27 protein-coding genes and 2 tRNA genes are annotated in these 25,036 nt (G+C 72.6%); 21 read left to right on the top strand and 8 right to left on the bottom strand.

Going from position 1 to position 25,036, the window contains the following annotated elements; all coding sequences use genetic code 11:
• Nucleotides 1-4: 4 nt before the first annotated feature.
• Nucleotides 5-946 (bottom strand): 3-methyladenine DNA glycosylase, encoded by a 942-nt coding sequence (locus ACJ5H2_RS14855; RefSeq protein ID WP_408896183.1) that lies wholly within the window; start codon nt 944-946, stop codon nt 5-7.
• Nucleotides 947-978: 32 nt separating this feature from the next.
• Here ACJ5H2_RS14855 and ACJ5H2_RS14850 point away from each other — a divergent pair, with 32 nt between their 5' ends.
• The 5 genes from ACJ5H2_RS14850 (at nt 979) to ACJ5H2_RS14830 (ending at nt 4,547) form a co-directional block, all read left to right on the top strand.
• Entirely contained in the window at nt 979-1,791 is an 813-nt protein-coding gene (locus ACJ5H2_RS14850; protein ID WP_408896182.1) for a fumarylacetoacetate hydrolase family protein, read from the top strand.
• Complete coding sequence (gene gltX / locus ACJ5H2_RS14845; protein ID WP_408896181.1) at nt 1,788-3,272, top strand: glutamate--tRNA ligase; 1,485 nt, start codon at nt 1,788-1,790, stop codon at nt 3,270-3,272. The genes ACJ5H2_RS14850 and gltX overlap by 4 nt, the downstream gene beginning before the upstream one ends.
• A complete protein-coding gene (locus ACJ5H2_RS14840; protein ID WP_408896180.1) occupies nt 3,232-4,254 on the top strand; it encodes a lysostaphin resistance A-like protein in 1,023 nt (340 codons plus the stop codon). Before gltX ends, ACJ5H2_RS14840 begins: the two co-directional genes overlap by 41 nt.
• Before the next feature lie 44 nt (nt 4,255-4,298).
• Nucleotides 4,299-4,370 (top strand) — tRNA-Gln (locus tag ACJ5H2_RS14835).
• A 104-nt stretch (nt 4,371-4,474) separates the two neighbouring features.
• A tRNA-Glu gene (locus ACJ5H2_RS14830) sits at nt 4,475-4,547 on the top strand.
• Nucleotides 4,548-4,606: 59 nt separating this feature from the next.
• Here the strand turns inward: ACJ5H2_RS14830 and ACJ5H2_RS14825 are convergent.
• Nucleotides 4,607-5,074, bottom strand: coding sequence for a hypothetical protein (locus ACJ5H2_RS14825; RefSeq protein WP_408896179.1), 468 nt, complete (start codon nt 5,072-5,074; stop codon nt 4,607-4,609).
• Between the two features lie 91 nt (nt 5,075-5,165).
• Here ACJ5H2_RS14825 and ACJ5H2_RS14820 point away from each other — a divergent pair, with 91 nt between their 5' ends.
• Both ACJ5H2_RS14820 and ACJ5H2_RS14815 read left to right on the top strand, forming a co-directional pair.
• A complete protein-coding gene (locus tag ACJ5H2_RS14820; protein WP_408896178.1) occupies nt 5,166-6,662 on the top strand; it encodes a DNA-3-methyladenine glycosylase 2 family protein in 1,497 nt (498 codons plus the stop codon).
• Between the two features lie 7 nt (nt 6,663-6,669).
• On the top strand, nt 6,670-7,149 hold the full coding sequence (locus ACJ5H2_RS14815; RefSeq protein WP_408896177.1) for a methylated-DNA--[protein]-cysteine S-methyltransferase: 480 nt from the start codon (nt 6,670-6,672) through the stop codon (nt 7,147-7,149).
• Nucleotides 7,150-7,286: 137 nt separating this feature from the next.
• On the opposite strand, the gene ACJ5H2_RS14810 is transcribed toward ACJ5H2_RS14815, so the two are convergent.
• Complete coding sequence (locus ACJ5H2_RS14810) at nt 7,287-8,009, bottom strand: IclR family transcriptional regulator (protein WP_139622247.1); 723 nt, start codon at nt 8,007-8,009, stop codon at nt 7,287-7,289.
• 102 nt (nt 8,010-8,111) lie between these two features.
• Between ACJ5H2_RS14810 and leuC the strand changes: the two genes are divergently transcribed.
• The 3 genes from leuC (at nt 8,112) to ACJ5H2_RS14795 (ending at nt 11,043) form a co-directional block, all read left to right on the top strand.
• Nucleotides 8,112-9,524, top strand: a complete 1,413-nt coding sequence (leuC, locus tag ACJ5H2_RS14805) for a 3-isopropylmalate dehydratase large subunit (RefSeq protein ID WP_408896176.1) — start codon at nt 8,112-8,114, stop codon at nt 9,522-9,524.
• A gap of 15 nt (nt 9,525-9,539) precedes the next feature.
• Entirely contained in the window at nt 9,540-10,133 is a 594-nt protein-coding gene (gene leuD, locus ACJ5H2_RS14800; RefSeq protein WP_408896175.1) for a 3-isopropylmalate dehydratase small subunit, read from the top strand.
• 277 nt (nt 10,134-10,410) lie between these two features.
• Nucleotides 10,411-11,043 carry an HU family DNA-binding protein gene (locus ACJ5H2_RS14795; RefSeq protein ID WP_408896174.1) on the top strand — a complete coding sequence of 211 codons (633 nt, stop codon included), beginning with the start codon at nt 10,411-10,413 and terminating at the stop codon, nt 11,041-11,043.
• A gap of 55 nt (nt 11,044-11,098) precedes the next feature.
• Here ACJ5H2_RS14795 and cofC read toward each other — a convergent pair whose 3' ends face one another.
• Entirely contained in the window at nt 11,099-11,743 is a 645-nt protein-coding gene (gene cofC / locus ACJ5H2_RS14790; protein WP_408896173.1) for a 2-phospho-L-lactate guanylyltransferase, read from the bottom strand.
• 82 nt (nt 11,744-11,825) lie between these two features.
• On the opposite strand from cofC, the gene ACJ5H2_RS14785 reads away from it, so the two are divergent.
• Both ACJ5H2_RS14785 and ACJ5H2_RS14780 read left to right on the top strand, forming a co-directional pair.
• A complete protein-coding gene (locus tag ACJ5H2_RS14785; RefSeq protein ID WP_408896172.1) occupies nt 11,826-12,572 on the top strand; it encodes a lysophospholipid acyltransferase family protein in 747 nt (248 codons plus the stop codon).
• A complete protein-coding gene (locus ACJ5H2_RS14780; RefSeq protein WP_408896171.1) occupies nt 12,572-13,576 on the top strand; it encodes an NAD(P)H-dependent glycerol-3-phosphate dehydrogenase in 1,005 nt (334 codons plus the stop codon). The genes ACJ5H2_RS14785 and ACJ5H2_RS14780 overlap by 1 nt, the downstream gene beginning before the upstream one ends.
• An 18-nt stretch (nt 13,577-13,594) precedes the next feature.
• On the opposite strand, the gene ACJ5H2_RS14775 is transcribed toward ACJ5H2_RS14780, so the two are convergent.
• Nucleotides 13,595-14,701: a trans-sulfuration enzyme family protein gene (locus tag ACJ5H2_RS14775; RefSeq protein ID WP_408896170.1), complete on the bottom strand. Its 1,107-nt coding sequence runs from the start codon at nt 14,699-14,701 to the stop codon at nt 13,595-13,597.
• A 24-nt stretch (nt 14,702-14,725) separates the two neighbouring features.
• Here ACJ5H2_RS14775 and ACJ5H2_RS14770 point away from each other — a divergent pair, with 24 nt between their 5' ends.
• Nucleotides 14,726-15,850: a D-alanine--D-alanine ligase family protein gene (locus tag ACJ5H2_RS14770; protein WP_408896169.1), complete on the top strand. Its 1,125-nt coding sequence runs from the start codon at nt 14,726-14,728 to the stop codon at nt 15,848-15,850.
• Nucleotides 15,851-15,913: 63 nt separating this feature from the next.
• Here the strand turns inward: ACJ5H2_RS14770 and ACJ5H2_RS14765 are convergent, their stop codons facing one another.
• Both ACJ5H2_RS14765 and ACJ5H2_RS14760 read right to left on the bottom strand, forming a co-directional pair.
• Nucleotides 15,914-16,408 (bottom strand): DUF3515 family protein, encoded by a 495-nt coding sequence (locus tag ACJ5H2_RS14765; protein WP_408896168.1) that lies wholly within the window; start codon nt 16,406-16,408, stop codon nt 15,914-15,916.
• A gap of 2 nt (nt 16,409-16,410) precedes the next feature.
• Nucleotides 16,411-16,644, bottom strand: a complete 234-nt coding sequence (locus ACJ5H2_RS14760) for an Lrp/AsnC family transcriptional regulator (protein ID WP_205013941.1) — start codon at nt 16,642-16,644, stop codon at nt 16,411-16,413.
• A 118-nt stretch (nt 16,645-16,762) separates the two neighbouring features.
• Here ACJ5H2_RS14760 and ACJ5H2_RS14755 point away from each other — a divergent pair, with 118 nt between their 5' ends.
• Nucleotides 16,763-17,734 carry a thiamine-phosphate kinase gene (locus ACJ5H2_RS14755; RefSeq protein WP_408896167.1) on the top strand — a complete coding sequence of 324 codons (972 nt, stop codon included), beginning with the start codon at nt 16,763-16,765 and terminating at the stop codon, nt 17,732-17,734.
• Nucleotides 17,735-17,916: 182 nt separating this feature from the next.
• On the opposite strand, the gene rpmB is transcribed toward ACJ5H2_RS14755, so the two are convergent.
• The gene (rpmB, locus tag ACJ5H2_RS14750) at nt 17,917-18,102 is read right to left on the bottom strand and encodes a 50S ribosomal protein L28 (protein ID WP_179724818.1); all 186 of its coding nucleotides are present in this window, start codon (nt 18,100-18,102) and stop codon (nt 17,917-17,919) included.
• Between the two features lie 208 nt (nt 18,103-18,310).
• Between rpmB and ACJ5H2_RS14745 the strand changes: the two genes are divergently transcribed.
• From ACJ5H2_RS14745 to rnc, 7 genes are all read left to right on the top strand, one after another.
• Nucleotides 18,311-20,035, top strand: coding sequence for a DAK2 domain-containing protein (locus ACJ5H2_RS14745; protein ID WP_408896166.1), 1,725 nt, complete (start codon nt 18,311-18,313; stop codon nt 20,033-20,035).
• A gap of 10 nt (nt 20,036-20,045) precedes the next feature.
• The gene (locus ACJ5H2_RS14740) at nt 20,046-22,319 is read left to right on the top strand and encodes an ATP-dependent DNA helicase RecG (protein WP_408896165.1); all 2,274 of its coding nucleotides are present in this window, start codon (nt 20,046-20,048) and stop codon (nt 22,317-22,319) included.
• Nucleotides 22,320-22,330: 11 nt separating this feature from the next.
• Nucleotides 22,331-22,924, top strand: a complete 594-nt coding sequence (gene rsmD, locus ACJ5H2_RS14735) for a 16S rRNA (guanine(966)-N(2))-methyltransferase RsmD (RefSeq protein ID WP_408896164.1) — start codon at nt 22,331-22,333, stop codon at nt 22,922-22,924.
• Nucleotides 22,921-23,406 carry a pantetheine-phosphate adenylyltransferase gene (gene coaD, locus ACJ5H2_RS14730; RefSeq protein WP_408896163.1) on the top strand — a complete coding sequence of 162 codons (486 nt, stop codon included), beginning with the start codon at nt 22,921-22,923 and terminating at the stop codon, nt 23,404-23,406. Before rsmD ends, coaD begins: the two co-directional genes overlap by 4 nt.
• Nucleotides 23,407-23,564: 158 nt before the next feature.
• Nucleotides 23,565-24,029 (top strand): YceD family protein, encoded by a 465-nt coding sequence (locus ACJ5H2_RS14725; RefSeq protein ID WP_408896162.1) that lies wholly within the window; start codon nt 23,565-23,567, stop codon nt 24,027-24,029.
• 41 nt (nt 24,030-24,070) lie between these two features.
• Nucleotides 24,071-24,256, top strand: coding sequence for a 50S ribosomal protein L32 (rpmF, locus tag ACJ5H2_RS14720; protein ID WP_408896161.1), 186 nt, complete (start codon nt 24,071-24,073; stop codon nt 24,254-24,256).
• A complete protein-coding gene (rnc, locus tag ACJ5H2_RS14715) occupies nt 24,211-25,023 on the top strand; it encodes a ribonuclease III (RefSeq protein ID WP_408896160.1) in 813 nt (270 codons plus the stop codon). The genes rpmF and rnc overlap by 46 nt, the downstream gene beginning before the upstream one ends.
• The last annotated feature ends 13 nt before the right edge of the window (nt 25,024-25,036 follow it).

Genomic DNA, 25,036 nt, shown 5'->3' with positions numbered 1-25,036 from the left:
CCCGCTATGGACGGGCGGTCGGCGACGAGGCCGGAGCTGACCCGCCCAGCAGACGCTCGCACTCCTCGACCAGCCTCGCCCGCAGCGGGGCCGCCCGCTCGGCGAACTCGCGCTGCGCCTCGACGTACGCGGCCTTGCCCTCGGGGGTTTCGATCCGCACCGGCTCGAAGCCCAGCTCCCGCAGGTCGTACGGCGCCGCGCGCATGTCGAGGGTGCGGATGTCCCAGGCGAGCTCGAAGCAGTCCGCGACGAGGTCGGAGCAGAGCAGGGGAGAGAGCCGGAAGGCGTGCTTGTAGAGGTCCATCCCCGCGTGCAGGCAGCCCGGCTGCTCGAACGCCGGCCGGTCGTCGCGGCCCGGACTCAGGGTGTTGAGCGGCCGCGCCGGCGGGGTGAAGAAGCGGTAGGCGTCGAAGTGCGAGCAGGCGATGCGGTGGCCCTCGACGACGTCGTCGGTGCCGCGCGGGCCGAGCCGGAGCGGCCAGTCGGCGTGGCGGGTCTCGTCCTCCTCGAGGCGGTAGACCATCGCCCACTCGTGCAGGCCGAAGCAGCCGAAGTGGGGGGAGCGGCCGGCGGTCGCGGTGAGCAGGCGGTGGGTCGACTCGACGAGGGGGCGCTGGGTGAGGAGGTAGGAGGGTGCGACGGTGACGGAGGTTTCGAGGCTCGTCGCTGGCGCTCCTCGCACCTCAACCACCGGGGCGATCTCGTAGCCCTTGAGGCCGGCATAGGACGCGGCGTCCTCCAGGGCGACCCCGAAGCCCGGATGCCAGCGGCGCAGCTGGGCGGGGCGGTAGGAGTAGTAGGTGAAGAGGAAGTCGAAGACCGGGTGCTTCACGTGCGCCTCGCGGCGGGCGAGGTGAGGGCCGACGTACGCGTCGATCCGCGCGGCGTGTGCGGTGGCCCGCTCGCGCCACTGCGCGTGCGGCAGCACCACCTCCTGCGCATTCACGACCGACCAGCCTAGGTCGATAGGCTCGCCGGGTGCGCATCGTCAGATTCACGACAGGCGAGGACCCGTCGTACGGCGTCCTGACCGGCGACCTCGACGAGTACGGCCAGCCGAGCGAGGACGCGGTCGTCGTGGCCCTCGCGGGCGACCCGCTCTACGTCGGGATCAAGCTCCTCGACAAGGAGCACCGGCTGGAGGACGTGCGCCTGCTGGCGCCGGTGCTGCCTCGCAGCAAGGTCGTCGGCATCGGGCGCAACTACGCGGCCCACGCGGCCGAGCTCGGCAACGACGTGCCCCGCGAGCCGCTGATGTTCCTCAAGCCGAACACGAGCGTGGTGGGCCCGGGCGACGCGATCCTCTATCCCCGCCAGACCGAGGACCTGCACTACGAGGGCGAGCTCGCCGTCGTCATCGGCCGGATCTGCCGTGACGTCCCGCCCGAGCAGGCCACCGACGTGATCCACGGGTACACGATCGCCAACGACGTCACCGCTCGCGACCTGCAGCGCTCCGACGGCCAGTTCACCCGGGCCAAGGGCTTCGACTCGTTCTGCCCCCTCGGGCCGTGGATCGAGACCGATCTCGACCCGCACGACTTCGCGCAGGGGCGGCGCGTGCAGACCTTCCTCAACGGCGACGTCGTCCAGGACGGCACGACCGCCGACATGGTCTTCGACGTGCCCGCCCTCGTCGCCCACGTCTCCAGCGTGATGACCCTGCTGCCCGGCGACGTCATCCTCACCGGCACCCCCGAGGGTGTCGGACCCATGCAGGTCGGCGACGAGGTGGAGATCTCGATCGACGGCCTCGGCACCCTCACGAACAAGGTGGAAGCACGCGCATGACGGTTTCGACAGGCTCAACCAGCGGCGTCCGAGTCCGCATGGCCCCCTCGCCGACGGGGAGTCCGCACGTCGGCATGATCCGCACCGCGCTGTTCAACTGGGCCTTCGCCCGTCACCACGGCGGCACCTTCGTGTTCCGGATCGAGGACACCGACAAGGAGCGCAGCACCGACGAGTCCCTGGACGCGATCTTGGACCTGATGCGCTGGCTCGGTCTCGACTGGGACGAGGGTCCGGGTGTGGGCGGTCCCTTCGCGCCGTACCGCCAGAGCGAGCGCGGCGACAAGTACGCCGACGCCCTGGCGAGGCTGAAGGAGAGCCGGTTCACCTACGACTGCTACTGCACCAACGAGGAGGCCGCCGCGCGCCGCAAGGCTGCCGGCTCGAAGGTGCAGGGCTACGACGGCTTCTGCCGCGAGCTGACCCAGGAGCAGGTCGACGCCTTCGTCGCCGAGGGTCGCCGGCCCGTCGTGCGCTTCCGGATGCCGGAGGGCTCGATCACCTGGAACGACCTGGTGCGCGGCGAGGTCACCTTCGAGACCGAGTTCGTCCCGGACTTCGCGCTCTGCCGCGCCAACGGCGACCCGCTCTACACGCTGGTGAACCCGGTCGACGACGCGCTCATGGAGATCACCCACGTGCTGCGCGGTGAGGACCTGCTGTCCTCCACCCCCCGCCAGATCGCCCTCTACGAGGCGCTCAAGGAGGTCGGCATCGCCACGGCGACGCCGGAGTTCGGCCACCTCCCCTATGTCATGGGGGAGGGCAACAAGAAGCTCTCCAAGCGCGACCCGGAGGCGCACGCACTGGCCTACCGCGACCAGGGCTACCTGCCCGAGGGCCTGCTCAACTACCTCGCGCTGCTGGGCTGGGCGATCGCCGCCGACCGCGACGTCTTCTCGCTCGAGGAGATGGTCGAGGCCTTCGACATCAAGGACGTCGTCGCCAACCCGGCACGCTTCGACATCAAGAAGTGCGACGCCATCAACACCGCCCACCTGCGCCTGCTCTCGGTCGAGGAGATCACCCACCGCGCCCTGCCGTTCCTCAAGCGCGACGGTGTCGTGAGCGACCCGGTGTCCGACGCGGACGCGCAGCTGCTGGAGCTGGCGATGCCGCTGGTCGCCGAGCGGATCAACAAGCTCACCGAGGCCAGCGACCTGCTGGCGTTCCTCTTCGTCGACGAGGACTCCTTCGAGGTCGACCCCGAGGACGCGGCCAAGCAGATCGGCGAGGCCGGCATCCCGGTCCTGCAGGCGTCGTACGACGCGCTCGCGGCGCTGCCCACCTGGTCGACCGAGGCGATCCAGACCGCCCTGCAAGCGGCTCTCGTCGACGGCCTCGGCCTCAAGCCGCGACTGGCGTTCGGCCCGGTGCGGGTGGCGGTGACCGGACGACGGATCTCCCCGCCGCTGTTCGAGTCGCTGGAGCTGCTCGGCCGTGAGCGCAGCCTCGGGCGCCTGCAGCGTGCCCTGGGCTGAGCCGCCCGGGTCCGCCGCGGCGGGCCTGCGGTACGACGAGCTGCACCGCCGGGGACCGGCCGGAGGCTGGCGGCCGTTCGCCGGCATCGCGCTGCTGGTGGCGCTGTTCTTCGCCTCGCAGCTCGCGCTCAGCGTCGTCGTCGTGCTCGTCCTGGTGCTCGGCGGCGACACGGCCGACCAGGCGCTCGACAAGCTGTCGGGAGACGAGGCGACGCCGTCGTTCCTGGCGCTGGTCAACCTGGGCTGGGCCGCGGCCATCCCCGCGGTCTGGCTGGTCGCGCGCGTCCTGCACTGGCAGACGCCCGGCTGGGTGACCTCGGTGGTCGGCGCCCTGCGCTGGCGCTGGCTGCTGACCTGTCTGGGCCTGACGCTGCTCTCGCTGCTGGTCACCGTCGGCGTCTCGAGCCTGCTGCCCGACCAGGGAGCGGGGAGCATCGACACCAACGGCGAGCTGAACCCATGGACGTCCGCGGTCCGTGACTTCCTGCTGGTGATCGTGCTCCTGACGCCCCTGCAGGCGGCCGGGGAGGAGTACGTGTTCCGCGGCTATCTCGCTCAGGCGTTCGGCGGGCTCACCCGCCGCCTGGGCTCACGGGTGAGCGCTGGGGTCGCCGTCGTCGTACCGGCACTGATGTTCGCGCTCGCGCACGGCCTCGGTCAGGACGCGCCGATCTTCTTCGACCGCTTCGCCTTCGGCCTGGTCGCCGGGACCCTGGTGATCCTCACCGGCGGCCTCGAGGCGGGCATCGCGATGCACGTGCTCAACAACTTCCTCGCGTTCGGCGTCGCCCTCGCGTTCAGCGACATGACGACCGCGCTGAACCCCACCGACGGCACCTGGTGGTCGATCCCCGTCACGCTCACGCAGTCGGTGAGCTATCTGCTGCTGGCCGTCTGGGCGGCCCGGCGGCTCGGCGTCGTGCATCGCACGGGACCCTCCGGAGGCGGGGCCATTTTGGAGCGCGAGCGCGCCGACGGGTAAGGTAGGTTCTCGGTTCGCCGGCCTCGGCCGGCGGGTCACAACCATGGGATATGGTGTAATTGGCAACACAGCTGATTCTGGTTCAGTCGTTCTAGGTTCGAGTCCTAGTATCCCAGCGAGGCTCTCGCGAGAGGCAGGTCGGGCCGCCACGATTTGGCTGGTCAGACAAAGAATCGCTAGAGTTCACGCCGTTGTCACGGAGAGATCCGGACAACAAAGCGCCCCCGTTGTGTAGCGGCCTAGCACGCCTGCCTCTCACGTAGGTAGCGCCGGTTCGAATCCGGTCGGGGGTACAGCTTCGGGCCCGGTCCTCGCGGACCGGGCCCGAGTGCGTTTTCCCGGTCGCTCCGGTTCACCCCGGCGTCGGCGCGGAGCCGCTCTCACGCTTGCCCGCGGCCGCCTTCTTGGCCGCCCGCGTCTTCGGCGGGGTCGGGTCGGTCCCGACGAGCGCGAACACCGGAGCGGTCACCCTCTCCAGGGCCGCCACGGCGTCGGCATGACGCTCGGCGAGGGTCGCGACGACGGCGGCCAGCTCGGCCTGCGCCTCCGCGAGCGTGTGGACCGTGTCGGCGAGCTCGCGCTGGCGCACGATGAAGTCCTGGAGCGGCTGGGCCGTCGCGCCGGCGAGGCCGGAGACCGCCCCCGCCATGCCCGCCACCGCGCCGGCGAGCTCGCCCACCTGCTTGGCGAGCTCCTCGGGCTGGGTGACCCCGGCGACCGCCGTGTCCCGTACGCCGCGCAGGACGTCCGTCGTGAGCTTGAGCGCGACCTGCTGGGACCGGGCGAGCAGGTCGAGGGGGTTGATCGGTGCGTCGGCCATGGGCACAGCGTCGCAGAAGCCCGCCCGAGCGGGGCACCGTGATGTCCGTTTTCCGCGAGAGACTGTCGGTGGCGCGAGGCAGGATGGGGACATGGACAGCACGGTGACGACGACCGCGGCGGCGGGGCAGCTCGACTTCGAGCACTGCTACACAGCCGTCCAGTCGCGCGACCGCCGCTTCGACGGCGTCTTCTACACGGCCGTCCGCTCGACCGGCATCTACTGCCGCCCGTCCTGCCCGGCCCGGACCCCCGCCTCGCGCAACGTCTCCTTCCACCGCACGGCCGCGGCCGCCCAGGCGGCGGGCTACCGCGCCTGCAAGCGCTGCCTGCCCGACGCGACGCCCGGCAGCCCGGACTGGAACGTCGCCGCGACCGTGGCCGGCCGCGCGATGCGGCTGATCGCCGACGGCGTCGTCGACCGGGAAGGCGTGGAGGGTCTGGCGGCGCGGCTCGGCTACACCTCGCGCCATCTCTCGCGGCTGCTGACCAGCGAGCTCGGTGCCGGACCGCTCGCGCTCGCCCGCACCCAGCGCGCCCAGACCGCCCGCGCCCTCGTCGAGAGCACGACGCTGTCGCTGGCCGACGTGGCGTTCGCCTCGGGCTTCTCGAGCGTGCGGCAGTTCAACGACACGATGCTGGAGGTGTACGACGCGACGCCGAGCCAGCTGCGCGGGCGCAGGGCGCGACCCGGCGGCCAGGTCGCGGGCGCGATCGACCTGCGGATCGCCGTACGCACGCCCTTCCGTGGCTCCTCGCTCCTGCGCTTCCTCGCGGACCGGGCGGTGCCCGGCATCGAGGTGGCCGAGGTCCGCCCCGACGGCAGCGGGACCTACGCCCGCACCCTCGACCTTCCGCACGGGCCTGGCGTCGCGCGGGTCGAGCTCGCCGACGTCGACGGCGTCGGATCGTCCTTCGTCCCGCTGCGGCTGGCGCTCGACGACCTCCGCGACACCACGGCGGCCCTGGCGCGGATGCGCGCGCTGCTCGACGCCGACGCCGACCCGGTCGCCGTCGACGGCCACCTGGCGGCCGACCCGGCGCTCGCGCCGCTGGTCGGGGCGCGGCCGGGGCTGCGGGTGCCGGGACACGTCGACGGCGCGGAGGTCGCAGTCCGCGCGGTCCTCGGCCAGCAGGTCACCGTCGTCGCCGCCCGCACCGCCGCCGCCCGGCTCGTGGCCGCGCACGGCCGTCCGGTGCGCACCTCGTTCGACGGTCTGACCCACCTGTTCCCGGATGCGGCGACGGTGGCGGCACTCGACCCCGAGGAGTTCCGGATGCCCCGCGCGCGCGGCCGTGCGCTCGTCGGGCTGTGCGCCGCGATCGCGTCGGGCGAGATCGTCCTGGACCGCGGCCCCGACCGCTCCGAGCTGCGGCGAGCGCTGCTGGCTCTCCCGGGCATCGGGCCGTGGACCGCCGACTACATCGCGCTCCGCGCGCTCGGCCACCCCGACATCTGGCTCCCCACCGACGTCGGCGTCCGCAACGCCCTGGCGCCGCGCGGCGCCGTCGACCCCGAGCGCTGGGCGCCGTGGCGCTCCTACGCCCTGCTGCACCTGTGGACCTCGCTGTCCGAACCGGAAGGATGAACAGACCATGTGGACCGTCATCGAGTCGCCCGTCGGGCCGCTGCGGATCATCGAGCAGGGCGGCGCGATCACCGCGATCGAGTTCTCGCCGTTCCGTGACGACACCGGCCGCCCCCGCGGCGACCGGGCCGACGACGCGCCCCTCCTGGTGGAGGCCGCGCGCCAGCTCCGCGAGTACTTCGACCGCGGGCGCACCACCTTCGACCTCCCGCTCGCGCCCGCCGGCAGCGCCTGGCAGCGCTCCGTGTGGGCACAGCTGGTCGCGATCGGGTACGGCGAGACCGCGTCGTACGGCCAGATCGCGCTGCGCCTGGGCAAGACCAACGCCGCCTCGCGCGCCGTCGGGCTGGCCAACGGCGCGAACCCGATCCCGATCGTGATCCCGTGTCATCGGGTGATCGGCGCCAACGGCACGCTCACCGGGTACGCCGGCGGGCTGGACCGCAAGCAGCTGCTGCTGTCGCTGGAGCAGCCGGCGCTGTTCTGAGGGTGCCGGGGTCGGATTCACCACGGGATGTAGGCGAGTCCGCGCTTCTGTAGTGGAACTCCGCTACAGAACTGCCTGTTCGCCTACATCCCGTGGTGAATCCGCCCCCCGCGGAGAGTGCGAGAGGGAGCCCCCGCCTACTCCGCCGCCGCCCGGCGCAGCGACTCCGAGAGCCGCTCGGCGGCCGCGAGGACGGCCGGCGCGTGCATGCGGCCGGGCTGGCGGGAGAGGCGCTCGAGGGGACCGGAGACCGAGACCGCGGCGATGACCTTGCCGCCGGGGGAGCGGACGGGGGCCGACACCGAGGCGACGCCCTGCTCGCGCTCGCCGACCGACTGGGCCCAGCCCCGGCGGCGGATGGCAGAGAGCTCGGCCGCGGAGAACGCGGAGTTCTGCAGTCCGCGGTGGATCCGCTCGGGGTCGTCCCAGGCCAGCAGCACCTGGGCGGCCGAGCCGGCGCGCATGGTGAGCTGCGAGCCGATCGGGATGGTGTCGCGCAGCCCGGAGGGGCGCTCGGCAGCGGCGACGCACACGCGGTGGTCGCCCTGGCGGCGCCACAGCTGGGCGGACTCGCCGGTGATGTCGCGCAGTCGCGCGAGGACGGGGCCGGCGGTCGCGAGGAGGCGGTCCTCGCCGGCCGCGGCGGAGAGCTCCGCCAACCGGGGGCCGAGGACGAACCTGCCCTGCATGTCGCGGGCGACGAGGCGGTGGTGCTCCAGGGCGACCGCCAACCGGTGCGCCGTCGGCCGGGCCAGGCCGGTGCCGGCCACCAGGCCGGCCAGGGTGGCCGGTCCGGACTCCAGTGCCGTCAGCACCAGGGCCGCCTTGTCGAGAACTCCGACGCCGCTCGAGTTGTCCATATGGCAATACTGCCGTCTCGGATCCTGGGATGCAAGAGTAGGCTCCATCACGGTCGACGGCAGTGGGTGCCGCCGACGACGACGAACGAGGAGGAGCCAGTCATGGGCAAGACCCTGGCGGAGAAGGTGTGGGACGAGCACGTCGTCCGGTCGACCCCGGGGGAGCCGGACCTCCTCTACATCGACCTCCACCTCATCCACGAGGTCACCAGCCCGCAGGCCTTCGACGGCCTGCGCCTGGCCGGTCGCACGGTGCGCCGCCCCGATCTCACCCTCGCGACCGAGGACCACAACGTCCCCACGCTCGACTGGGACAAGCCGATCGCCGACCCCGTGAGCAAGACGCAGGTCGACACCCTGCGCAAGAACGCCGAGGAGTTCGGGGTCCGCCTCCACCCGCTCGGCGACGTCGAGCAGGGCATCGTCCACGTGGTCGGCCCGCAGCTCGGCCTGACCCAGCCCGGCATGACCATCGTGTGCGGCGACTCCCACACCAGCACGCACGGCGCCTTCGGCGCGATCGCCTTCGGCATCGGTACGTCGGAGGTCGAGCACGTGCTCGCCACCCAGACCCTGCCGCAGGCCAAGCCGAAGACCATGGCCGTCACCGTCAACGGCAGCCTCCCCGAGGGGGTCACCGCGAAGGATCTCGTTCTCACGCTGATCGCCCACACCGGCACCGGCGGCGGCCAGGGCTACATCGTCGAGTACCGCGGCCAGGCCATCGAGGAGCTCTCGATGGAGGGCCGGATGACCGTGTGCAACATGTCGATCGAGTGGGGCGCCAAGGCCGGCATGATCGCCCCGGACGAGACGACCTTCGCCTACATCAAGGACAAGCCCGAGGCGCCGAAGGGCGCGGAGTGGGACGCCGCGGTCGCGCACTGGCGCACCCTGGTCACCGACGCCGACGCGACCTTCGACAAGGAGATCGTGCTCGACGCCTCGGAGATGACGCCGTTCGTCACGTGGGGGACCAACCCGGGCCAGGGCGTCGCGCTCGGTGCGAACGTCCCGAGTCCCGAAGACTTCGCCGACCCGAGCGACAGGCTGGCGACGGAGAAGGCCCTGGAGTACATGGGCCTCGAGGCCGGTACGCCGATGCGCGAGATCAAGGTCGACACGGTGTTCGTCGGCTCCTGCACCAACGGCCGCATCGAGGACCTGCGCCTGGCTGCGGAGATCCTCGAGGGCCACCGCGTGGCGGAGGGCACCCGCCTGCTCGTCGTACCGGGCTCGGTGCGGGTGCGGATGCAGGCCGAGCAGGAGGGTCTCCACGAGATCTTCATCGCCGCCGGCGCGGAGTGGCGCGGCGCGGGCTGCTCGATGTGCCTCGGCATGAACCCCGACCAGCTCACGCCCGGGGAGCGCAGCGCCTCCACCTCCAACCGCAACTTCGAGGGCCGTCAGGGCAAGGGCGGCCGCACGCATCTGGTGTCCGTGCCCGTCGCGGCCGCGACCGCGGTGCGCGGCACGCTGTCCTCGCCCGCCGATCTCGTGCCCGCCACGGTCTGAAAGGGAGCACCGACCATGGAGAAGTTCACCACCCACACCGGCGTCGGCGTGCCGCTGCGACGCAGCAACGTCGACACCGACCAGATCATCCCGGCCGTCTACCTCAAGCGCGTCACGCGCACCGGCTTCGAGGACGGGCTCTTCGCCGCATGGCGCAACGACCCCGAGTTCGTCCTCAACAAGCCCGCCTACAGCGCGGGCTCGGTGCTCGTCGCCGGACCCGACTTCGGCACCGGGTCCTCGCGTGAGCACGCCGTCTGGGCCCTGCAGAACTACGGGTTCAAGGTGGTGCTGTCCGCTCGCTTCGCTGACATCTTCCGCGGCAACTCGGGCAAGGCCGGGCTCGTCGCGGGTCAGCTGGACGAGGCGGTCGTCGAGGAGATCTGGCAGTACCTCGAGGCCAACCCCGGCGCGGAGATCACGGTCGACCTCGAAGCGCGCACCGTCCGGGCAGGAGAGATCGAGGCGAGCTTCCAGATCGACGACTACACGCGCTGGCGTCTGCTCGAGGGTCTCGACGACATCGGCATCACCCTAGGTCACGAGGCCGACATCTCGGCCTTCGAGAGTGGCCGGCCGGCGTGGAAGCCGGTCACCCAGCGCGCCTGAAAACCGCTCTACAACGGGCCGATCCGCGACATTCGCGGGTCGGCCCGTTGTGTTGCACGCATTCGCCGCGAACGCGCGTGCGGTGCCGTCGAAACCGGAATCGGGCTCGAATGGGCCGAAATAGCGCCGAAATCGGGAAAAAAGACGCACCAACTTCGGCGTGGTGATTGTGAGTGTGCCCACTAGTGCCTAGCGTTCCCATGAAAGGACGGCTGGGCGAGGGCTCGGCCGCAACAGCCCAAGGGACGCCCAGCGCGGCGTTTCGGAAGGACAGGTAGTGAACAAGTCTCAGTTGATCGACGCGCTGGCTGACCGGTTCGAGGGCAGCCGTAAGGACGCGGCTCACGCTCTCGACGCGGTTCTCGACACGATCACCCGTCAGGTCGCCAAGGGCGAGAAGGTTGCCATCACCGGCTTCGGCTCGTTCGAGAAGGCGGTCCGCAACGCTCGCTGGGTCCGCAACCCGCAGACCGGCGAGCGAGTGAAGACCAAGAAGAAGGCGGTTCCGAAGTTCAGCGCCGGCGCCGACCTCAAGAACGTCGTCTCCGGCGCGAAGAAGCTCGCGCCCCTGCCGAAGCCGGCCAAGAAGGCCGCAGCTCCGGCGAAGAAGGCCGCCGCAGCTGCTGCCGCCCCGGCCAAGAAGGCCGCCACCTCTGCTGCCAAGAAGGCTGCGGCGCCGGCGAAGAAGGCCGCTGCGACCGCCAAGAAGGCGGCTCCCGCGAAGAAGGCTCCTGCGGCGAAGAAGGCGCCGGCCAAGAAGGCTCCTGCGGCGAAGAAGGCGCCCGCGAAGAAGGCTCCTGCTGCGAAGAAGGCGCCGGCCAAGAAGGCTCCTGCGGCGAAGAAGGCTCCCGCGAAGAAGGCTCCTGCCGCGAAGAAGGCGCCGGCCAAGAAGACCGCGAAGAAGGCCTGACGCCGCCTTCGACGACACCGCACGGGCCGCACTCCTCGGGAGTGCGGCCCGTTCGTCATTGCGGGACGGGACCGATCGCACGCAGGACGTCGGACGTCGCCTCCCCCATGCCGAGGGAGATCGCGTCCGCGAGACTCCGAACGTCGTCGACGTCGCGGCGCAGCGTCGGGAGGTCTCCGACGAGCGGCTGCGCTCCCGCGGCCACGTGGGCTGCCGCAGAGTCGGCGCCGAAGCGCGGCGCGAAGTCGTCGTACGGCGCTGTGTAGAGGGTGGTTCCCGTTCCGTCGCCGTCGCGCACGAAGCATGCCCCGGGGAGGGAGGCCGCTTGGCCGAGCGCCGCGGCGAGGTCGGCGGGCACGAGGGCGGGCAGGTCGGCACACAGGGCGACCGGCCGCAGGTCGGGACGGCGGTCGCGGACGTGGGCCGCCGCATGGCGTAGGGCGGCGTTGAGGCCGGCGCCCGGGTCGTCGACGGCGTGCGCACCTCGCGCCGCGAGGGTCGCCGCGAACGCCGCGTCGTCGCTGACCACCAGCACCCCGGCCACGTCCTCGGTCCGCAGACAGGCGTCGACGACGTCCGTGGCGAACGCGGCCGCGAGCCGTGCCCGCTCGGCGTCTTGCAGGCTCGAAAGGCGCGACTTGCCGGTGCCCGGGGACTTCACCGGCACCAGCACGGCGAAGGAGCCGGGGCGCGTGAACACTCCCGCATCCTCGCAGGGCATCGCCGGCCCGATCGTCGTGCCCCCGGGGTGGACGGCGGGCGAGTCGGTAGCCTGCACTCTCGTGAGCGTTCGGAAGCTGCAGGAGAAGCGGGGCTGGGCCTTCAACATCGCCGTGCCCATCATCAAGCCGACGCTCCTGGCGACCACCCGGCGGGAGTGGATCGGGGGCGAGAACATCCCCGAGCGCGGCGGCTTCCTGATCGTCCTCAACCACATCTCCCACGTCGACCCGCTGACGGCGGCCCACCTCGTCTACGACCACGGGTACAAGCCCCGCTACCTGGCGAAGTCGGGCCTGTTCGACAACAAGGCACTCGGCTTCTTCCTGCGCAGCGCGGGCCAGATCCCCGTCAAGCGCGAGACCAAGGACGCGGTCGGCGCCTACTCGGCGGCCGTCGCCGCCGTGCGTGCCGGCCAGTGCGTCGTGGTGTACCCCGAGGCCACGATCACCCGCGACCCGGACATGTGGCCGATGAAGGGCAAGTCCGGTGCCGCGCGGATCGCACTCGAGACGGGCTGCCCGGTGATCCCCGTGGGCCAGTGGGGTGCCCACGAGATCCTGCCGCCGTACACGAAGCGTCCCCATGTCGTGCCGCGCCGCAAGGTCACCATGCGGGTCGGGCCGCCGGTGGAGCTCGACGACCTGCGTGCCCAGGAGCGCACCAGCGCCGTCGTCAACGAGGCGACGGCGCGGATCATGGCGGCGATCACCCACCAGCTCGAGCTGGTGCGCGGCGAGAAGGCACCCGGCGAGCGCTACGACATGGCCGTGCACGGCGACCGGTTCAAGAAGAAGAAGGCGGGCTGATGGGCAACAGGATCGCGGTGCTCGGCGCGGGCTCGTGGGGAACCGCGTTCTCCATCGTGCTCGCCGACGCCGGCAACGACGTCTGCATCTGGGCACGCCGCGAGGAGGTGGCCGCCTCGATCAACGAGCGTCACGAGAACGTCGACTACCTCGCGGGCATCGAGCTGCCCCGCGCCATCACGGCCACCCATGACCCCGAGCGGGCACTGGCCGGGGCCGACGTCGTCGTCCTCGCCGTGCCCTCGCAGTCGCTGCGCGACAACCTCCCGACCTTCCTGCCGTACGTCGACAAGGACGCCGTCCTCGTCTCGCTGATGAAGGGCGTCGAGCTCGGCACCCTCAAGCGGATGTCGGAGGTGATCGCAGAGGTCGGTGACATCGGCGAGCACCGCATCGCCGTCGTCAGCGGCCCCAACCTCGCGCGGGAGATCGCCCGTCGCGAGCCGGCCGCGTCGGTCGTCGCGTGCGCCGACGAGTCGGTCGCCACCATGCTCCAGGAGCGCGTCCACTCGCCCGCCTTCCGGCCGTACACGAGCGTCGACGTGCTCGGCTGCGAGTACGGCGGCGCCTACAAGAACGTCGTCGCGCTGTGCGTCGGCATGGCCGTGGGCCTGGGCTTCGGCGACAACACGACCGCCTCGCTGATCACCCGCGGCCTGGCCGAGACGGCGCGGCTGGCGATGAGCCTCGGCGCCAACCCCCTCACCCTCATGGGCCTCGCCGGCCTCGGCGACCTCGTCGCCACCTGCTCCTCGCCGCTGTCGCGCAACCGCACCTTCGGCGAGAAGCTCGGCCAGGGGATGACGGTGGAGGAGATCTACGCCTCCACCCGCCAGGTCGCCGAGGGCGCCAAGTCGTGCTCCTCGCTGCGGGCCCTCGCCGCCCGCGCCGGCATCGAGGCGCCCATCGTGGACGCCGTGGACGAGGTCGTGCAGGGCCGGCTGACCACGTCGCAGCTGATGGACGCCTTCATCTCGCGCGACACCAAGGCCGAGCTGAGCTGAGCTCGGCGGGGCGCGGGCTCAGGCGTCGATCCGGTCCAGCGCCTGCTTGAGATCGTGCCAGAGGTCCTCGACGTCCTCGATGCCGACGGACAGCCGGACGAGGCCCTCGGGGATCGTGGCGGGCTCGAGCTTCCACCGCCGCCGCCGCTCGAAGGTGGACTCCACGCCGCCGAGCGAGGTGGCGTGCACCCACAGCGAGGTCGCGCGGACCAGGAAGTCAGCGGCGTCGGCGCCACCGGCGAGGACGGGCGCGACGATGGCGCCGAAGCCCGGGTAGCGGACCTCGGCGACGGCCGGGTGGTCGGCGAGGCGGCGCGCTAGCTCGGTCGCGTTGGCCGCGGCCCGCTCCAGGCGCACGTGCAGCGTCCGCAGGCCGCGCAGCGCCAGCCACGCCTCGAACGGCCCGGGTACGGCGCCCGCGAGGTCGCGGCGGCCCTTGAGGGCGCCGTACACCTCGTCGTCCTGCACGACCAGCGCGCCCATGAGGACGTCACTGTGCCCGGCGATGTACTTGGTCGCCGAGTGCACCACGATGTCGGCGCCGAGGGCGAGCGGCTGCTGGAGCAGGGGAGTGGCGAAGGTGTTGTCGACCACCACGCGGATGCCGAGCTCGTGGGCCGCGGCGGCCAGCGCCGGGATGTCCGCGAGCTCCAAGGCCGGGTTCGTCGGCGACTCCAGCCACAGCAGCGCGCAGTCCTCGTCGGCCTCGAGCGCGGTGACCACGGCGGCCGTGTCGGTCGTGTCCACCAGGCTCGCGCGCAGCCTGCCGCGCGACTCCGCATCGGCGAGCGCCGCGACCGTGCCGTTGTAGGCGTGGTGGGGCGCGACCACGCTCCCGCCGTGGCCGACCAGGTCGAGGATCGTGGTCACCGCGGCCATCCCGGAGGCGAAGGCCAGCGCCCGTCCGCCCTCCAGGGCGCCGAGGGCCTCCTCGAACGCCGACCAGGTCGGGTTGCCGAACCGGCCGTACTCCAGCTCGCCCGTGGCGACGTACGTCGAGGTCAGCGTGACCGGCACGTTGAGCGGCTGGTCGGGCTCGCGCGGCGGGCGCCCGGCGGTCACCGCGAGGGTCGCGGGACGCAGCGCCGGGGCGCGCGAGGACGGGTCGTGCGCAGGAGCGGACATGTCCCAAAGGTAGGGTCATCGCCGATGAGCTCTCCCACCGGCCGCCGTATCCGCGTCGCTGTCGTCTTCGGCGGCCGCTCCAGCGAGCACGCCATCTCGTGCGTGACCGCGGGGAGCGTGCTGCAGGCCATCGACCGCGACAAGTACGAGGTCATCCCCATCGGCATCGCGACCGACGGCCGCTGGGTCCTGGAGGCCGACGACCCGCAGCGGCACCGCATCACCGGCCCCGGGCAGCTGCCCTCGGTCGACGGGGAGCGGGCCGCGGTCAGCCTGGCCCGCACGACCGGCGGCGCCGACCTCGTCGTCAGCGAGCCGGCCGCGACCCCCCGGGCGCTGGGCGAGGTCGACGTCGTCTTCCCGCTGCTGCACGGCCCCTGGGGGGAGGACGGCACGATCCAGGGCCTGTTCGAGATGTCGGACGTGCGCTACGTCGGCTCCGGGGTGCTCGCCTCCGCGGTCAGCATGGACAAGGCGTTCATGAAGGTCGTCCTCAAGGACGCCGGGCTGCCGGTGATGCCGAGCGAGACCGTCACCGCTCGGCAGTGGGAGGTCGACCCCCAGGGGGTCAGGGAGCGGGTCGGCGCGCTCGGCTACCCGCTGTTCGTCAAGCCCGCCCGCGGCGGCTCCAGCATCGGGATCGCCAAGGCGCACACACCGGACGAGATCGACGAGGCGATCGAGGGTGCGCTCGCGCACGACCCGAAGATCCTCGTGGAGGTCTCCGCCGAGGGCGCGCGCGAGGTCGAGTGCGGCGTCCTCGAGACGCTCGACGGGGGTGCCGAGACCAGCCTGCCCGCGGAGATCCGGATCACCGGCGAGCACGAGTTCTACGACTTCGAGGCCAAGTACCTCCCCGAGGAGCACACCGAGCTCGACGTCCCCGCCGTGCTGCCCGACGGGGTCGAGGCGCGGATGCGCGAGATGGCCGCGCAGGCCTTCCTCGCCGTCGGGTGCGAGGGTCTGGCACGCGTCGACTTCTTCCTGATGCCGGACGGCTCCCTGGTGGTCAACGAGCTCAACACGATGCCCGGGTTCACGCCGCTGTCGATGTTCCCGCGGATGTGGGCCGCCACCGGCATGGACTACGGCGCCCTGGTCGACCGGCTGCTGACCCTGGCGCTGCGGCGGGGGACCGGGCTGCGCTGACGCCGCGCTCCCGGGGAGCAGGACGGGGGCCAGGACGGGGGCCTGAGCGGGGGCCTGAGCGGGTCAGGCGCAGTCGTCGACGAGCGTCAGGTGCCGCTTGACGAGCGGGGCGAGCGCCGCCATCGCGGCGGGACCGGCGTTGGGCCGGTAGCGCGCCGGGATGCTGACCTCCACCCGCGGACGGTACCCGGCGGCAGTCAGCGTGAGGTCGAGCCCCTGGTCGTCGTACTGCTCGTCGGGGATGTAGTAGCCGACGCCGTCCGCGGACTCGCAGGCCGCCGTCAGGTCGAAGCCCTCCGGCCTCGCGACGCCGCAGCGGACCACGATCGCGGGATCGCCGTACGCCGCCGCGGGGGCGTCGGCCGGCTCGATGTCGACGCGCTCCTCGTCGGCGAGGGTGTCCGGCAGGTCGGCCGCGAAGGCGGCACAGGCCGCCCGGTCGGCGTCCGGGAGCTCGGGCACGTCCACCTCGACCGGGCCGGTGCAGCCCGCCAGCGCCAGCGGCAGGGCGAGGAGCGCCGCGAGCGGCCAGAGCCGCGAGCGGCCGTGACGAGGCACCGTCAGATGTGGACGACGGGGCAGGTCAGGGTGCGGGTGATGCCCTCGAGGTTCTGGACCTTCGAGACGACGAGCTTCCCGAGCTCGTCGACGTTGCGAGCCTCGGCGCGCACGATGACGTCGTAGGGACCGGTGACGTCCTCCGCCAGCGTGACGCCGGCGATCGCGCCCACCTCGCGGGCGACCTCGGCCGCCTTGCCGACGTCGGTCTGGATGAGGATGTAGGCCTGCACCACCATGGTCACGCTCCCGTCGGACGGTTTGTGGAACGCCTCAACCTACCGCGCCGTCGGCCCGCAGCAGAACTCGTGAGCCGCTCGCCCTACTCACGGGTACGTCTGGTGGGATGGGCCCATGGCTGACGCGATCGACCGGGACACGACGGTGGCGGACCTCGGCGAGTTCGGGCTGATCGGGAGGATCGCCGAGGTGGTCGCCACGACGGCGCCCGGTCAGGACGTCCTGGTCGGCCCGGGTGACGACGCCGCCGTGCTGCGGGTCCGCAAGGGGCACGTGGTCGTGTCGACCGACGTGATGGTCGAGGGCCGGCACTTCCGGCGCGACTGGGCCGAGGCGGTCGACGTCGGCCACCGCGCCGCCGCGCAGAACCTCTCCGACGTCAACGCCATGGGCGGACGCGCGCAGTGGCTCACCGTCGGTCTCGCCGCGCCGGCCGACCTGCCGGCCGAGTGGGCCCTCGACTTCACCCGCGGCTTCGCCGAGGAGTGCGCGGCCGTCGGCGCGGGCCTGGTCGGGGGCGACGTGACCCGGGCCGACCAGGTGGTCGTCTCCGTCACGGTGATCGGCGCCTGCACGGTCGCGCCCGTGCTCCGCTCCGGGGCGGCGCCGGGCGACGTGCTCGCCCTGTGCGGCCGCCAGGGCTGGGCCGCGGGCGGTCTCGCCGTCCTCGGCCGGGGCTTCCGGTCGCCCCGGGTGCTCGTCGAGGCCTACCGGCGCCCGGCCCCGCCCTACGACGCCGGGCCCGCGGCCGCCGAGGCCGGCGCGAGCGCGATGGTCGACGTCTCCGACGGGCTGCTCGCCGAGGCGCGGCACCTCGCCGAGGACTCGGGTGTGAGCATCGACGTGGAGACGAGCGCGTTCGAGGTCCCCGAGCCCCTGCTCGCCGTGGGCCAGGCCACCGGCGCCGACCCGCTGCAGTTCATCCTCGGCGGGGGAGACGACCACGCGCTCCTGGCGACCTTCCCGCCCGGCGTCGCCCTGCCGCAGGGATGGACCCGGATCGGCACGGTCGGCCCCGCCGGCGAGCTGTCCGTCACCGTCGACGGCGGCGCCTACGACGGCCCCACCGGCTGGACCCATTTCTGACGACCCGGCAGAAACAGGCTCCCGGGTGACGCCGACCCGGCAGGAAATGACACCGGGCGCTCGCTCCTGGCTGCATCTGGTGCCGGGTCGGTATCGATCTCGGGCCATCCTCTGCCGGGTCGGCCGAAAACGACACCGGCCCGCCGCGTCCGAGGACGGGCGGGCCGGTGGGAGAGCTCAGGTCAGCGGGAGACCTTGCCGGCCTTCAGGCAGCCGGTGCACACGTTCATGCGCTTCGGGGTGCCGTTGACGACCGCGCGGACGCGCTGGATGTTGGGGTTGAAGCGGCGCTTGGTGATCTTGCGCGACCACGGCCGGTTGTTGCCGAAGGTCGGCTTCTTGTCGCAGATGTCGCAGACGGCGGCCATGGTTGTCACTCCTGGGAGATTGCTCGGTTCTGAATCAGCACTACTAAGTTCGACACGCCCGCGCGCAGACGGCGGTTCGGGCAACCGGAAGAGAATAGCCGAACCCGCTGCGGACACCGAAATCGCCGGACGCCACGGCCCCTGCAATAGGGTGAGGCCGATGGACGAGCGGACGGCGCCCGGGGAGGGGCGGAGCAGCGTATCGCTGGTGTCCATCGTCCGGTTCGTCGACATCGCGGTCGACGCCCTGGCGGGAGCCCGCGAGGAGGTCGACGCGCTCAACGTCTACCCCGTGCCCGACGGCGACACCGGCACGAACATGTACCTCACCGTCGTCGCCGCCCGGGACGCGGTCCGCGCCGCCCTCGGCGAGCATGCCGACGCGCCCGAGCAGGTCGCGGACATCGACCTGCCCCTCGCGGCGATGGCGCGCGGCGCCCTCCTCGGCGCCCGGGGCAACTCCGGCGTGATCCTCAGCGAGATGCTCGGCGCGGTCGCCCGCCGGATCGCCGCCGCGAGCCCCGAGGAGCGCAACGCGGTCGTGATGGCCGAGGCGCTGCAGCAGGCGTCAGCGGCCAGCTACGCGGCTGTCGGGGAGCCGGTCGAGGGCACGATGCTGACCGTGATGCGTGCCGCCGCGGAGGCCGGCACCGCGGCCGCGACCCCCGCGGACGCGCGCAGCAGCGACGTCCTCACCGCCGCGGCCGCGGCCGCCCGCGAGGCGCTCGGACACACCCCCGAGCAGCTCGACGTGCTCGCCCAGGCCGGCGTCGTCGACGCCGGGGGGCGCGGGCTGTCGGTCATCCTCGACGCCGCGGAGACGGTGCTGACGGGACGCCGGCCGATCCCCGTCACCGCACCGCTGGGCAGCCACGTCATCCCGGTCCCGCACCTCGAGCCGCATGCGGACGAGCTGAGCGCCGAGGGGCCGGCGTACGAGGTGATGTACCTCCTGCGCACCGACACCGACACCGACGACGACACCGACGCCGGCGGCGTCGCCGCCGCCCTGCGCGAACGCCTCGGCCGGATCGGCGACTCCGTGGTCGTGGTCGGCCGGGACGGACTGTGGAACGTCCACGTCCACACCGACGACGTCGGCGCGGCGATCGAAGCCGGGCTGGAGGCCGGACGACCGCACCGGATCCGGGTCACCCACTTCGCCGAGCAGATCGCGGCGAAGGCCGCCCAGGCGCCCGAGCCGGGCGTCACGACCGCCGCCTCCGCTTCGCTGCCGCCGACCCAGCCCCCGCTGCCGGCCGCCGGCCGCCGGGTGGTCGCCGTGGCCGCGGGGCCCGGCCTGGCCGCGCTCTTCGAGGAGGCGGGCGCCGAGGTGGTCCTCGGCGGCCCGGGCCGCCGTCCGTCGACCGGCGAGCTGCTCGAGGCGATCACGGCCTGCGGTGCGCGTGAGGTCGTCGTGCTGCCCAACGACGAGCCGACGATCCGCGCGGCCCTGGCCGCCGCCAGCACCGCCGAGGCCGACCACGCCGGCCACGGGCTGCGGGTGGCGGTCATCCCGACCCACACCCAGGTCCAGGGCCTGGCCGCGGTCGCCGTCCACGAGCCCGGGCGGGCCTTCGACCAGGACGTGACCGAGATGACCGCGACCGCGCGGCACGTGCGCCACGGCGCGGTCACGATCGCCGCGCGCCAGGCGATGACGATGGCCGGACCCTGCGAGCCGGGGGACGCGCTGGGCGTGATCGCCGGCGACTTCGCGGTCGTCGGCGACGACCTCGGCGACGTCGCGCTCGTCGTACTCGACCGGTTGCTCGCGGCCGGCGGCGAGCTCGTCACGATCGTGAGCGGCGCGGACAGCGAGGGCCTCGCCGAGCGGGCGACCGCGTGGGTCGAGGAGGTCCACCCCCATGTCGACGTGGTGGTGTACGACGGGGGCCAGGAGCGCTACCCGCTGCTGATGTCCGTCGAATGAGAGCGAACCCGTGGCCATCACCCTCGACTCCCCGCTGACCGCCGTCCTCGGTGCCGCCCCGCCGGCCAAGCGCAAGCGGTTCACCGACGGCCTGGGCCTGCACACCGTCGGCGACCTGCTGCGCCATCTCCCGCGCCGCTATCTCGAGACGGGCTCGCTCAGCCGGGTCGACAACCTGCGCATCGGCCAGATGCTCTGCGTGGTCGGCGAGATCGCCGAGTGCGAGATCAAGTCCTACAAGGACCGGCGCACCCACCGGCCCGCCTACCGCGTCGAGGCGATCCTGCGCACGGGCGGCCCGCGGCTGAAGATGACCTTCTTCGCCAAGAACCAGGGCACTGCCGGGTGGCACGCCCGCCGGGTCGCGGTGGGCAACCGGGGCGTCTTCCTCGGCAGGGCGGACCGCTTCCGCGACCAGTGGCAGCTGGTGAACCCCGCGATGACGATCTTCGGCCTGGGCGACGCTGGCGACGACGGCGACGCGGGCGACGCGGGCGACGACGGCGTCCAGGACGTCCTCGACTTCGGCCCGCTGTACCCGATCTACCCGCTCACCAAGGGCGTCGAGACCTGGGATGTCGCACGAGCGGTGAAGTTCGCCCTCGAGGTGGTGGAGGAGATCCCCGAGCGGCTGCCCGACCGCGTCCGCCAGGAGTACGACGTCGTCGGGATCCGTCAGGCCTACGACGACGTGCATCGCCCGGAGACCCGGGACCAGGTGGCCGCCGCCCACCACCGCTTCCGCTTCGAGGAGGCGCTGGTCACCCAGCTCGTGCTCGGCCGGCGCCGACGGGCGGTCCGCGCACTCGGCGCGACCGTGCGCGACGGGGGAGCGGGTGCCCTGCTCCGCGCGTTCGACGCCCGCCTGCCGTTCGAGCTGACCGCCGGCCAGGTCGAGGTCGGCGGACAGATCGAGCAGGACCTGGCCCGGCCACATCCCATGAACCGCCTCCTGCAGGGCGAGGTCGGCTCCGGCAAGACCCTCGTCGCCCTGCGGGCGATGCTCCGGGTGGTCGACTCCGGCGGCCAGGCGGCCCTGCTGGCGCCGACCGAGGTGCTCGCCCAGCAGCACTACCGCTCCATCGTGACGATGCTCGGCGACCTCGCCCTGGGCGGCACGATCTTCGGCGCCGGCGAGGGCACCCGGGTCGAGCTGCTGACCGGGTCGATGAACAAGACCCAGCGCACCGGTCCGCTCTCGCGGATCGCGAGCGGCGAGGCCGGCATCGTCATCGGCACCCACGCCCTCCTGCAGGACCAGGTCCTCTTCGCCGACCTCGGGCTCGTCGTGGTCGACGAGCAGCATCGCTTCGGCGTCGAGCAGCGGGCCGCCCTCACCGACAAGGCCGCGGCACCACCCCATCTGCTCGTGATGACGGCGACGCCGATCCCGCGCACGGTCGCGATGACCGTCTTCGGCGACCTCGAGACCTCGACGCTGAGCGAGCTGCCCGCCGGCCGCGCGCCGATCCAGACGAACGTCGTCCCCCTCGCCGAGCAGCCGGGATGGATCGGACGCGTCTGGGAGCGGGTGCGCGAGGAGGTCGGCAAGGGCCATCAGGTGTACGTCGTGTGCCCCCGGATCTCCGGCGACGAGGCCGAGGCCGGACAGGTCGACGCCGTGGACCTGCCCGACGAGGACGAGCCGCTCGAGGTGGCCCGACCCCGCCCGCCCGCCGCGGCCGTGGAGGAGGTCGTGGGCCGCCTCGCCGAGGGACCGCTGGCCGGCCTGCGGATCGGCCGCCTGCACGGTCGCCTGCCCGCCGACGAGAAGGACGCGACCATGCGGGCCTTCGCCGACGGCGCGCTCGACGTCCTGGTGTCCACCACCGTCATCGAGGTCGGCGTCGACGTCCGCAACGCGACCGCCATGGTGATCCTCGATGCCGACCACTTCGGCGTCTCCCAGCTCCACCAGCTCCGCGGCCGGGTCGGCCGCGGAGGGCTGCCCGGCCTGTGTCTCCTGGTGAGCCACGCCGAGGCCGACACGCCCTCCCGCGAGCGGCTCGAGGCCGTCGCCTCGACCACCGACGGCTTCGTGCTGAGCAGGGTCGACCTGGAGATGCGCCGCGAGGGCGACGTCCTCGGCGCCTCGCAGGCCGGGGGCCGGTCCAGCCTGGAGAACCTGCGCGTGCTGCGCGACGAGGACACCATCGTCGCCGCCCGCGAGGCCGCCGAGAGCCTGCTGGAGGAGCGCGCCGACCTGGCGCACGCGCCCGGCCTGGCCGCCGCGGTCACGGAGCTCGAGCGGTCCCAGCAGGCCGAGTTCGTGGACAAGTCGTAGAGGATGCAGCGGTGACGAGGATCATCGCGGGCGTCGCCGGTGGCCGCCGCCTGCAGACCCCCAAGGGCGACCTGACCCGGCCCACGAGCGACCGGGTGCGGGAGGCGCTGTTCTCGGCGATCGAGGCGTGGGCGGGCTCGCTGCACGACCTGCGCTTCCTCGACCTCTACGCCGGCTCGGGCGCGATCGGGCTGGAGGCGTGGTCGCGGGGTGCGGCCGCGGTGACCCTGGTGGAGTCCGACCGCCGCACGGCCGACCTGGTCCGCGCGAACGCCCGAGCCGTCGGCTGCGAGGTCGCCGAGGTCGTCGCCCGCTCCGTCGCCGGCGTGCTCGCGGAGCCGGCCCGGGCGTCGTACGACGTGGTGTTCTCCGACCCGCCCTATCCCCTCGAGGAGGCCGGCCTGGCCGGCGACCTCGCGGCGCTGGTCGCCGGCGGGTGGCTGGCCGCGGGGGCGCTGGTGGTCGTGGAGCGCTCGCGGCGCAGCCCGGAGCCGACGTGGCCCGGCGGCCTGGAGCCGCTCGCCGGCAAGCGCCGCCTCAAGAAGTACGGCGAGACCAACCTGTGGTTCGCCGAGGCCACCGGGCCCGCTAGCCTCGCCCCATGACCCGCGCGGTGTGTCCCGGCTCCTTCGACCCGGTCACCAACGGCCACGTGGACATCTTCCGGCGGGCCTCGGCCCTCTTCGACGAGCTCGTGGTCGCCACCGGCACCAACATCTCCAAGTCGCGCCTGTTCGACCCCGAGGAGCGCCTGGAGATGCTCCGCGAGGCGTGCGCAGAGCTGCCGAACGTCACGGTGATGGGGTTCACGGGCCTGATCGTGGACTTCTGCCGGGAGATCGGCGCGGCGGCCATCGTCAAGGGCCTGCGTGGCGGCAACGACTACGAGTACGAGCTGCCGATGGCGCAGATGAACGCCCATCTCACCGGGGTGGAGACGGTGTTCGTCCCCACGACCGCGAGCCTCGGCTATGTCTCCTCCAGCCTGGTCAAGGAGGTGGCCTCCCTCGGGGGAGACGTCTCCGCGCTGGTGCCGCCGGCGGTGCAGGCGAGGCTGACCGCCAAGCTCGCCGGGCGGCAGGGCTGATTTGGTCGCCCTCCCCGCTCCCACTACGCTTGCTCTGATCTGTTGTGCCCGGACCTGGAAGTGAACCCCTGAACACCCTGGACCCGAGAGCGCCGCTCGTGCTCGACACTCGCGAGCTCGGACGCCGCCCGGGGTCCCAGCGTCAGGTGTCGCGGACAGTGCCGGCGCCAGCGGATCTGGGCATCGAAGTCCTCTCCGTCCCCGAGGGCGCGCCGGTCGAGCTCGACCTGCGCCTGGAGGCGGTCATGGAAGGCGTGCTCGTCACCGGGTCGGCCTCGGCCGACCTGGAGGGTGAGTGCGCGCGGTGCCTGGAGCCGATCCACGACACGTTCGAGGTGACGTTCCAGGAGCTGTTCGTCTACGACGACATCCGCGACGCCGAGGGAGCCGAGGAGGACGACGAGGTCAGCATGCTGCAGGACGACCTGGTCGACCTGGAGCCCCTGCTGCGGGATGCGGTGGTGCTCGCACTGCCGTTCCAGCCGCTGTGCCAGGACCACTGTCCCGGACTGTGCCCCGAGTGCGGGGTCCGGCTCGCGGACGAGCCCGACCACCGGCACGACGCAGCGATCGACCCGCGCTGGGCGGCGCTGACCGAGCTCAAGCAAGAACCCACGGACTGAAGAGGCGCCCACCCGGGCGCACCCGAACCAAGGAGAAGACAGTGGCTGTTCCGAAGCGGAAGATGTCGCGCAGCAACACGCGGCACCGTCGCTCGCAGTGGAAGGCTGTCGCCCCGGTGCTGGTCACCTGCGCCAACCCGGCGTGCGGTGCCAAGCACCTCCCGCACCGCGCGTGCGGCACGTGCGGCCAGTACGGCGCCCGCGCCGAGCGTCGCCAGGTTCTCTGAGCCGTCCGGTCGACCCCGGCCCGTCGAGTCAGGCCACCGGCATCACCAACTACGTCGAGCTGCGTCGAGCGCTCGGGGATCCCACGCTGGACCCCGAGCTGCTCGAGCGCGCGCTGACGCACCGCTCGTTCGCCTACGAGAACGGCGGGCTCCCGACCAACGAGCGGCTGGAGTTCCTCGGTGACTCCGTGCTCGGCGTGGTCGTGACCGAGACCCTCTACCTGGCCCACCCGGACCTCTCCGAGGGCCGGCTCGCCAAGCTGCGCGCCGCGGTGGTCAACGCCCGCGCGCTGGCCGGCGTCGCCCGCGCCATCGGTCTCGGCACCCACATCAAGCTGGGACGGGGCGAGGAGGCCACCGGTGGCCGGGACAAGGCGTCGATCCTGTCCGACACCGTCGAGGCGGTGATCGGCGCGATCCACCTCAGCGGTGGCATCGAGGTCTCCTCCGCCGTCGTCCACCGTCTCTTCGACCCGCTGATCGAGGCGGCGTCGGCGCTCGGGGCCGGCCTGGACTGGAAGACCTCGCTCCAGGAGCTGGCGGCCGACCAGTCGCTCGGCGTGCCGGAGTACGTCATCGAGGACGACGGTCCGGACCACATGAAGACCTTCACCGCCCAGGTCCGCGTCGGCGAGAAGCTCTACGGCAACGGCACCGGCCGCTCCAAGAAGGAGGCCGAGCAGGGCGCCGCCGAGACGGCGTACGGCGAGATCGCGAGCGCGCTCGGCCTCGACGGCGAGGGTCGCTCGTCCGTCGCCGGCGGCTGAGCGGTCCCGACGC

The organism is Nocardioides pymetrozini (assembly GCF_046058985.1).
Lineage (GTDB): Bacteria > Actinomycetota > Actinomycetes > Propionibacteriales > Nocardioidaceae > Nocardioides.
The sequence above is the reverse complement of the archived record's forward strand: the minus strand, read 5'-3'. Positions and strand labels throughout refer to the sequence as shown.

What these genes read in the sequence shown, in the direction of transcription:
- ACJ5H2_RS14820 (WP_408896178.1), top strand. Translation starts at nt 5,166, where the DNA reads ATGGACAGCACGGTGACGACGACCGCGGCGGCGGGGCAGCTCGACTTC.
- ACJ5H2_RS14770 (WP_408896169.1), top strand. Translation starts at nt 14,726, where the DNA reads ATGAGCTCTCCCACCGGCCGCCGTATCCGCGTCGCTGTCGTCTTCGGC.
- ACJ5H2_RS14810 (WP_139622247.1), bottom strand. Translation starts at nt 8,009, where the DNA reads ATGGACAACTCGAGCGGCGTCGGAGTTCTCGACAAGGCGGCCCTGGTG.
- ACJ5H2_RS14815 (WP_408896177.1), top strand. Translation starts at nt 6,670, where the DNA reads ATGTGGACCGTCATCGAGTCGCCCGTCGGGCCGCTGCGGATCATCGAG.
- rpmB (WP_179724818.1), bottom strand. Translation starts at nt 18,102, where the DNA reads ATGGCCGCCGTCTGCGACATCTGCGACAAGAAGCCGACCTTCGGCAAC.
- gltX (WP_408896181.1), top strand. Translation starts at nt 1,788, where the DNA reads ATGACGGTTTCGACAGGCTCAACCAGCGGCGTCCGAGTCCGCATGGCC.
- ACJ5H2_RS14780 (WP_408896171.1), top strand. Translation starts at nt 12,572, where the DNA reads ATGGGCAACAGGATCGCGGTGCTCGGCGCGGGCTCGTGGGGAACCGCG.
- coaD (WP_408896163.1), top strand. Translation starts at nt 22,921, where the DNA reads ATGACCCGCGCGGTGTGTCCCGGCTCCTTCGACCCGGTCACCAACGGC.
- ACJ5H2_RS14825 (WP_408896179.1), bottom strand. Translation starts at nt 5,074, where the DNA reads ATGGCCGACGCACCGATCAACCCCCTCGACCTGCTCGCCCGGTCCCAG.
- ACJ5H2_RS14755 (WP_408896167.1), top strand. Translation starts at nt 16,763, where the DNA reads ATGGCTGACGCGATCGACCGGGACACGACGGTGGCGGACCTCGGCGAG.
- ACJ5H2_RS14775 (WP_408896170.1), bottom strand. Translation starts at nt 14,701, where the DNA reads ATGTCCGCTCCTGCGCACGACCCGTCCTCGCGCGCCCCGGCGCTGCGT.
- leuC (WP_408896176.1), top strand. Translation starts at nt 8,112, where the DNA reads ATGGGCAAGACCCTGGCGGAGAAGGTGTGGGACGAGCACGTCGTCCGG.
- leuD (WP_408896175.1), top strand. Translation starts at nt 9,540, where the DNA reads ATGGAGAAGTTCACCACCCACACCGGCGTCGGCGTGCCGCTGCGACGC.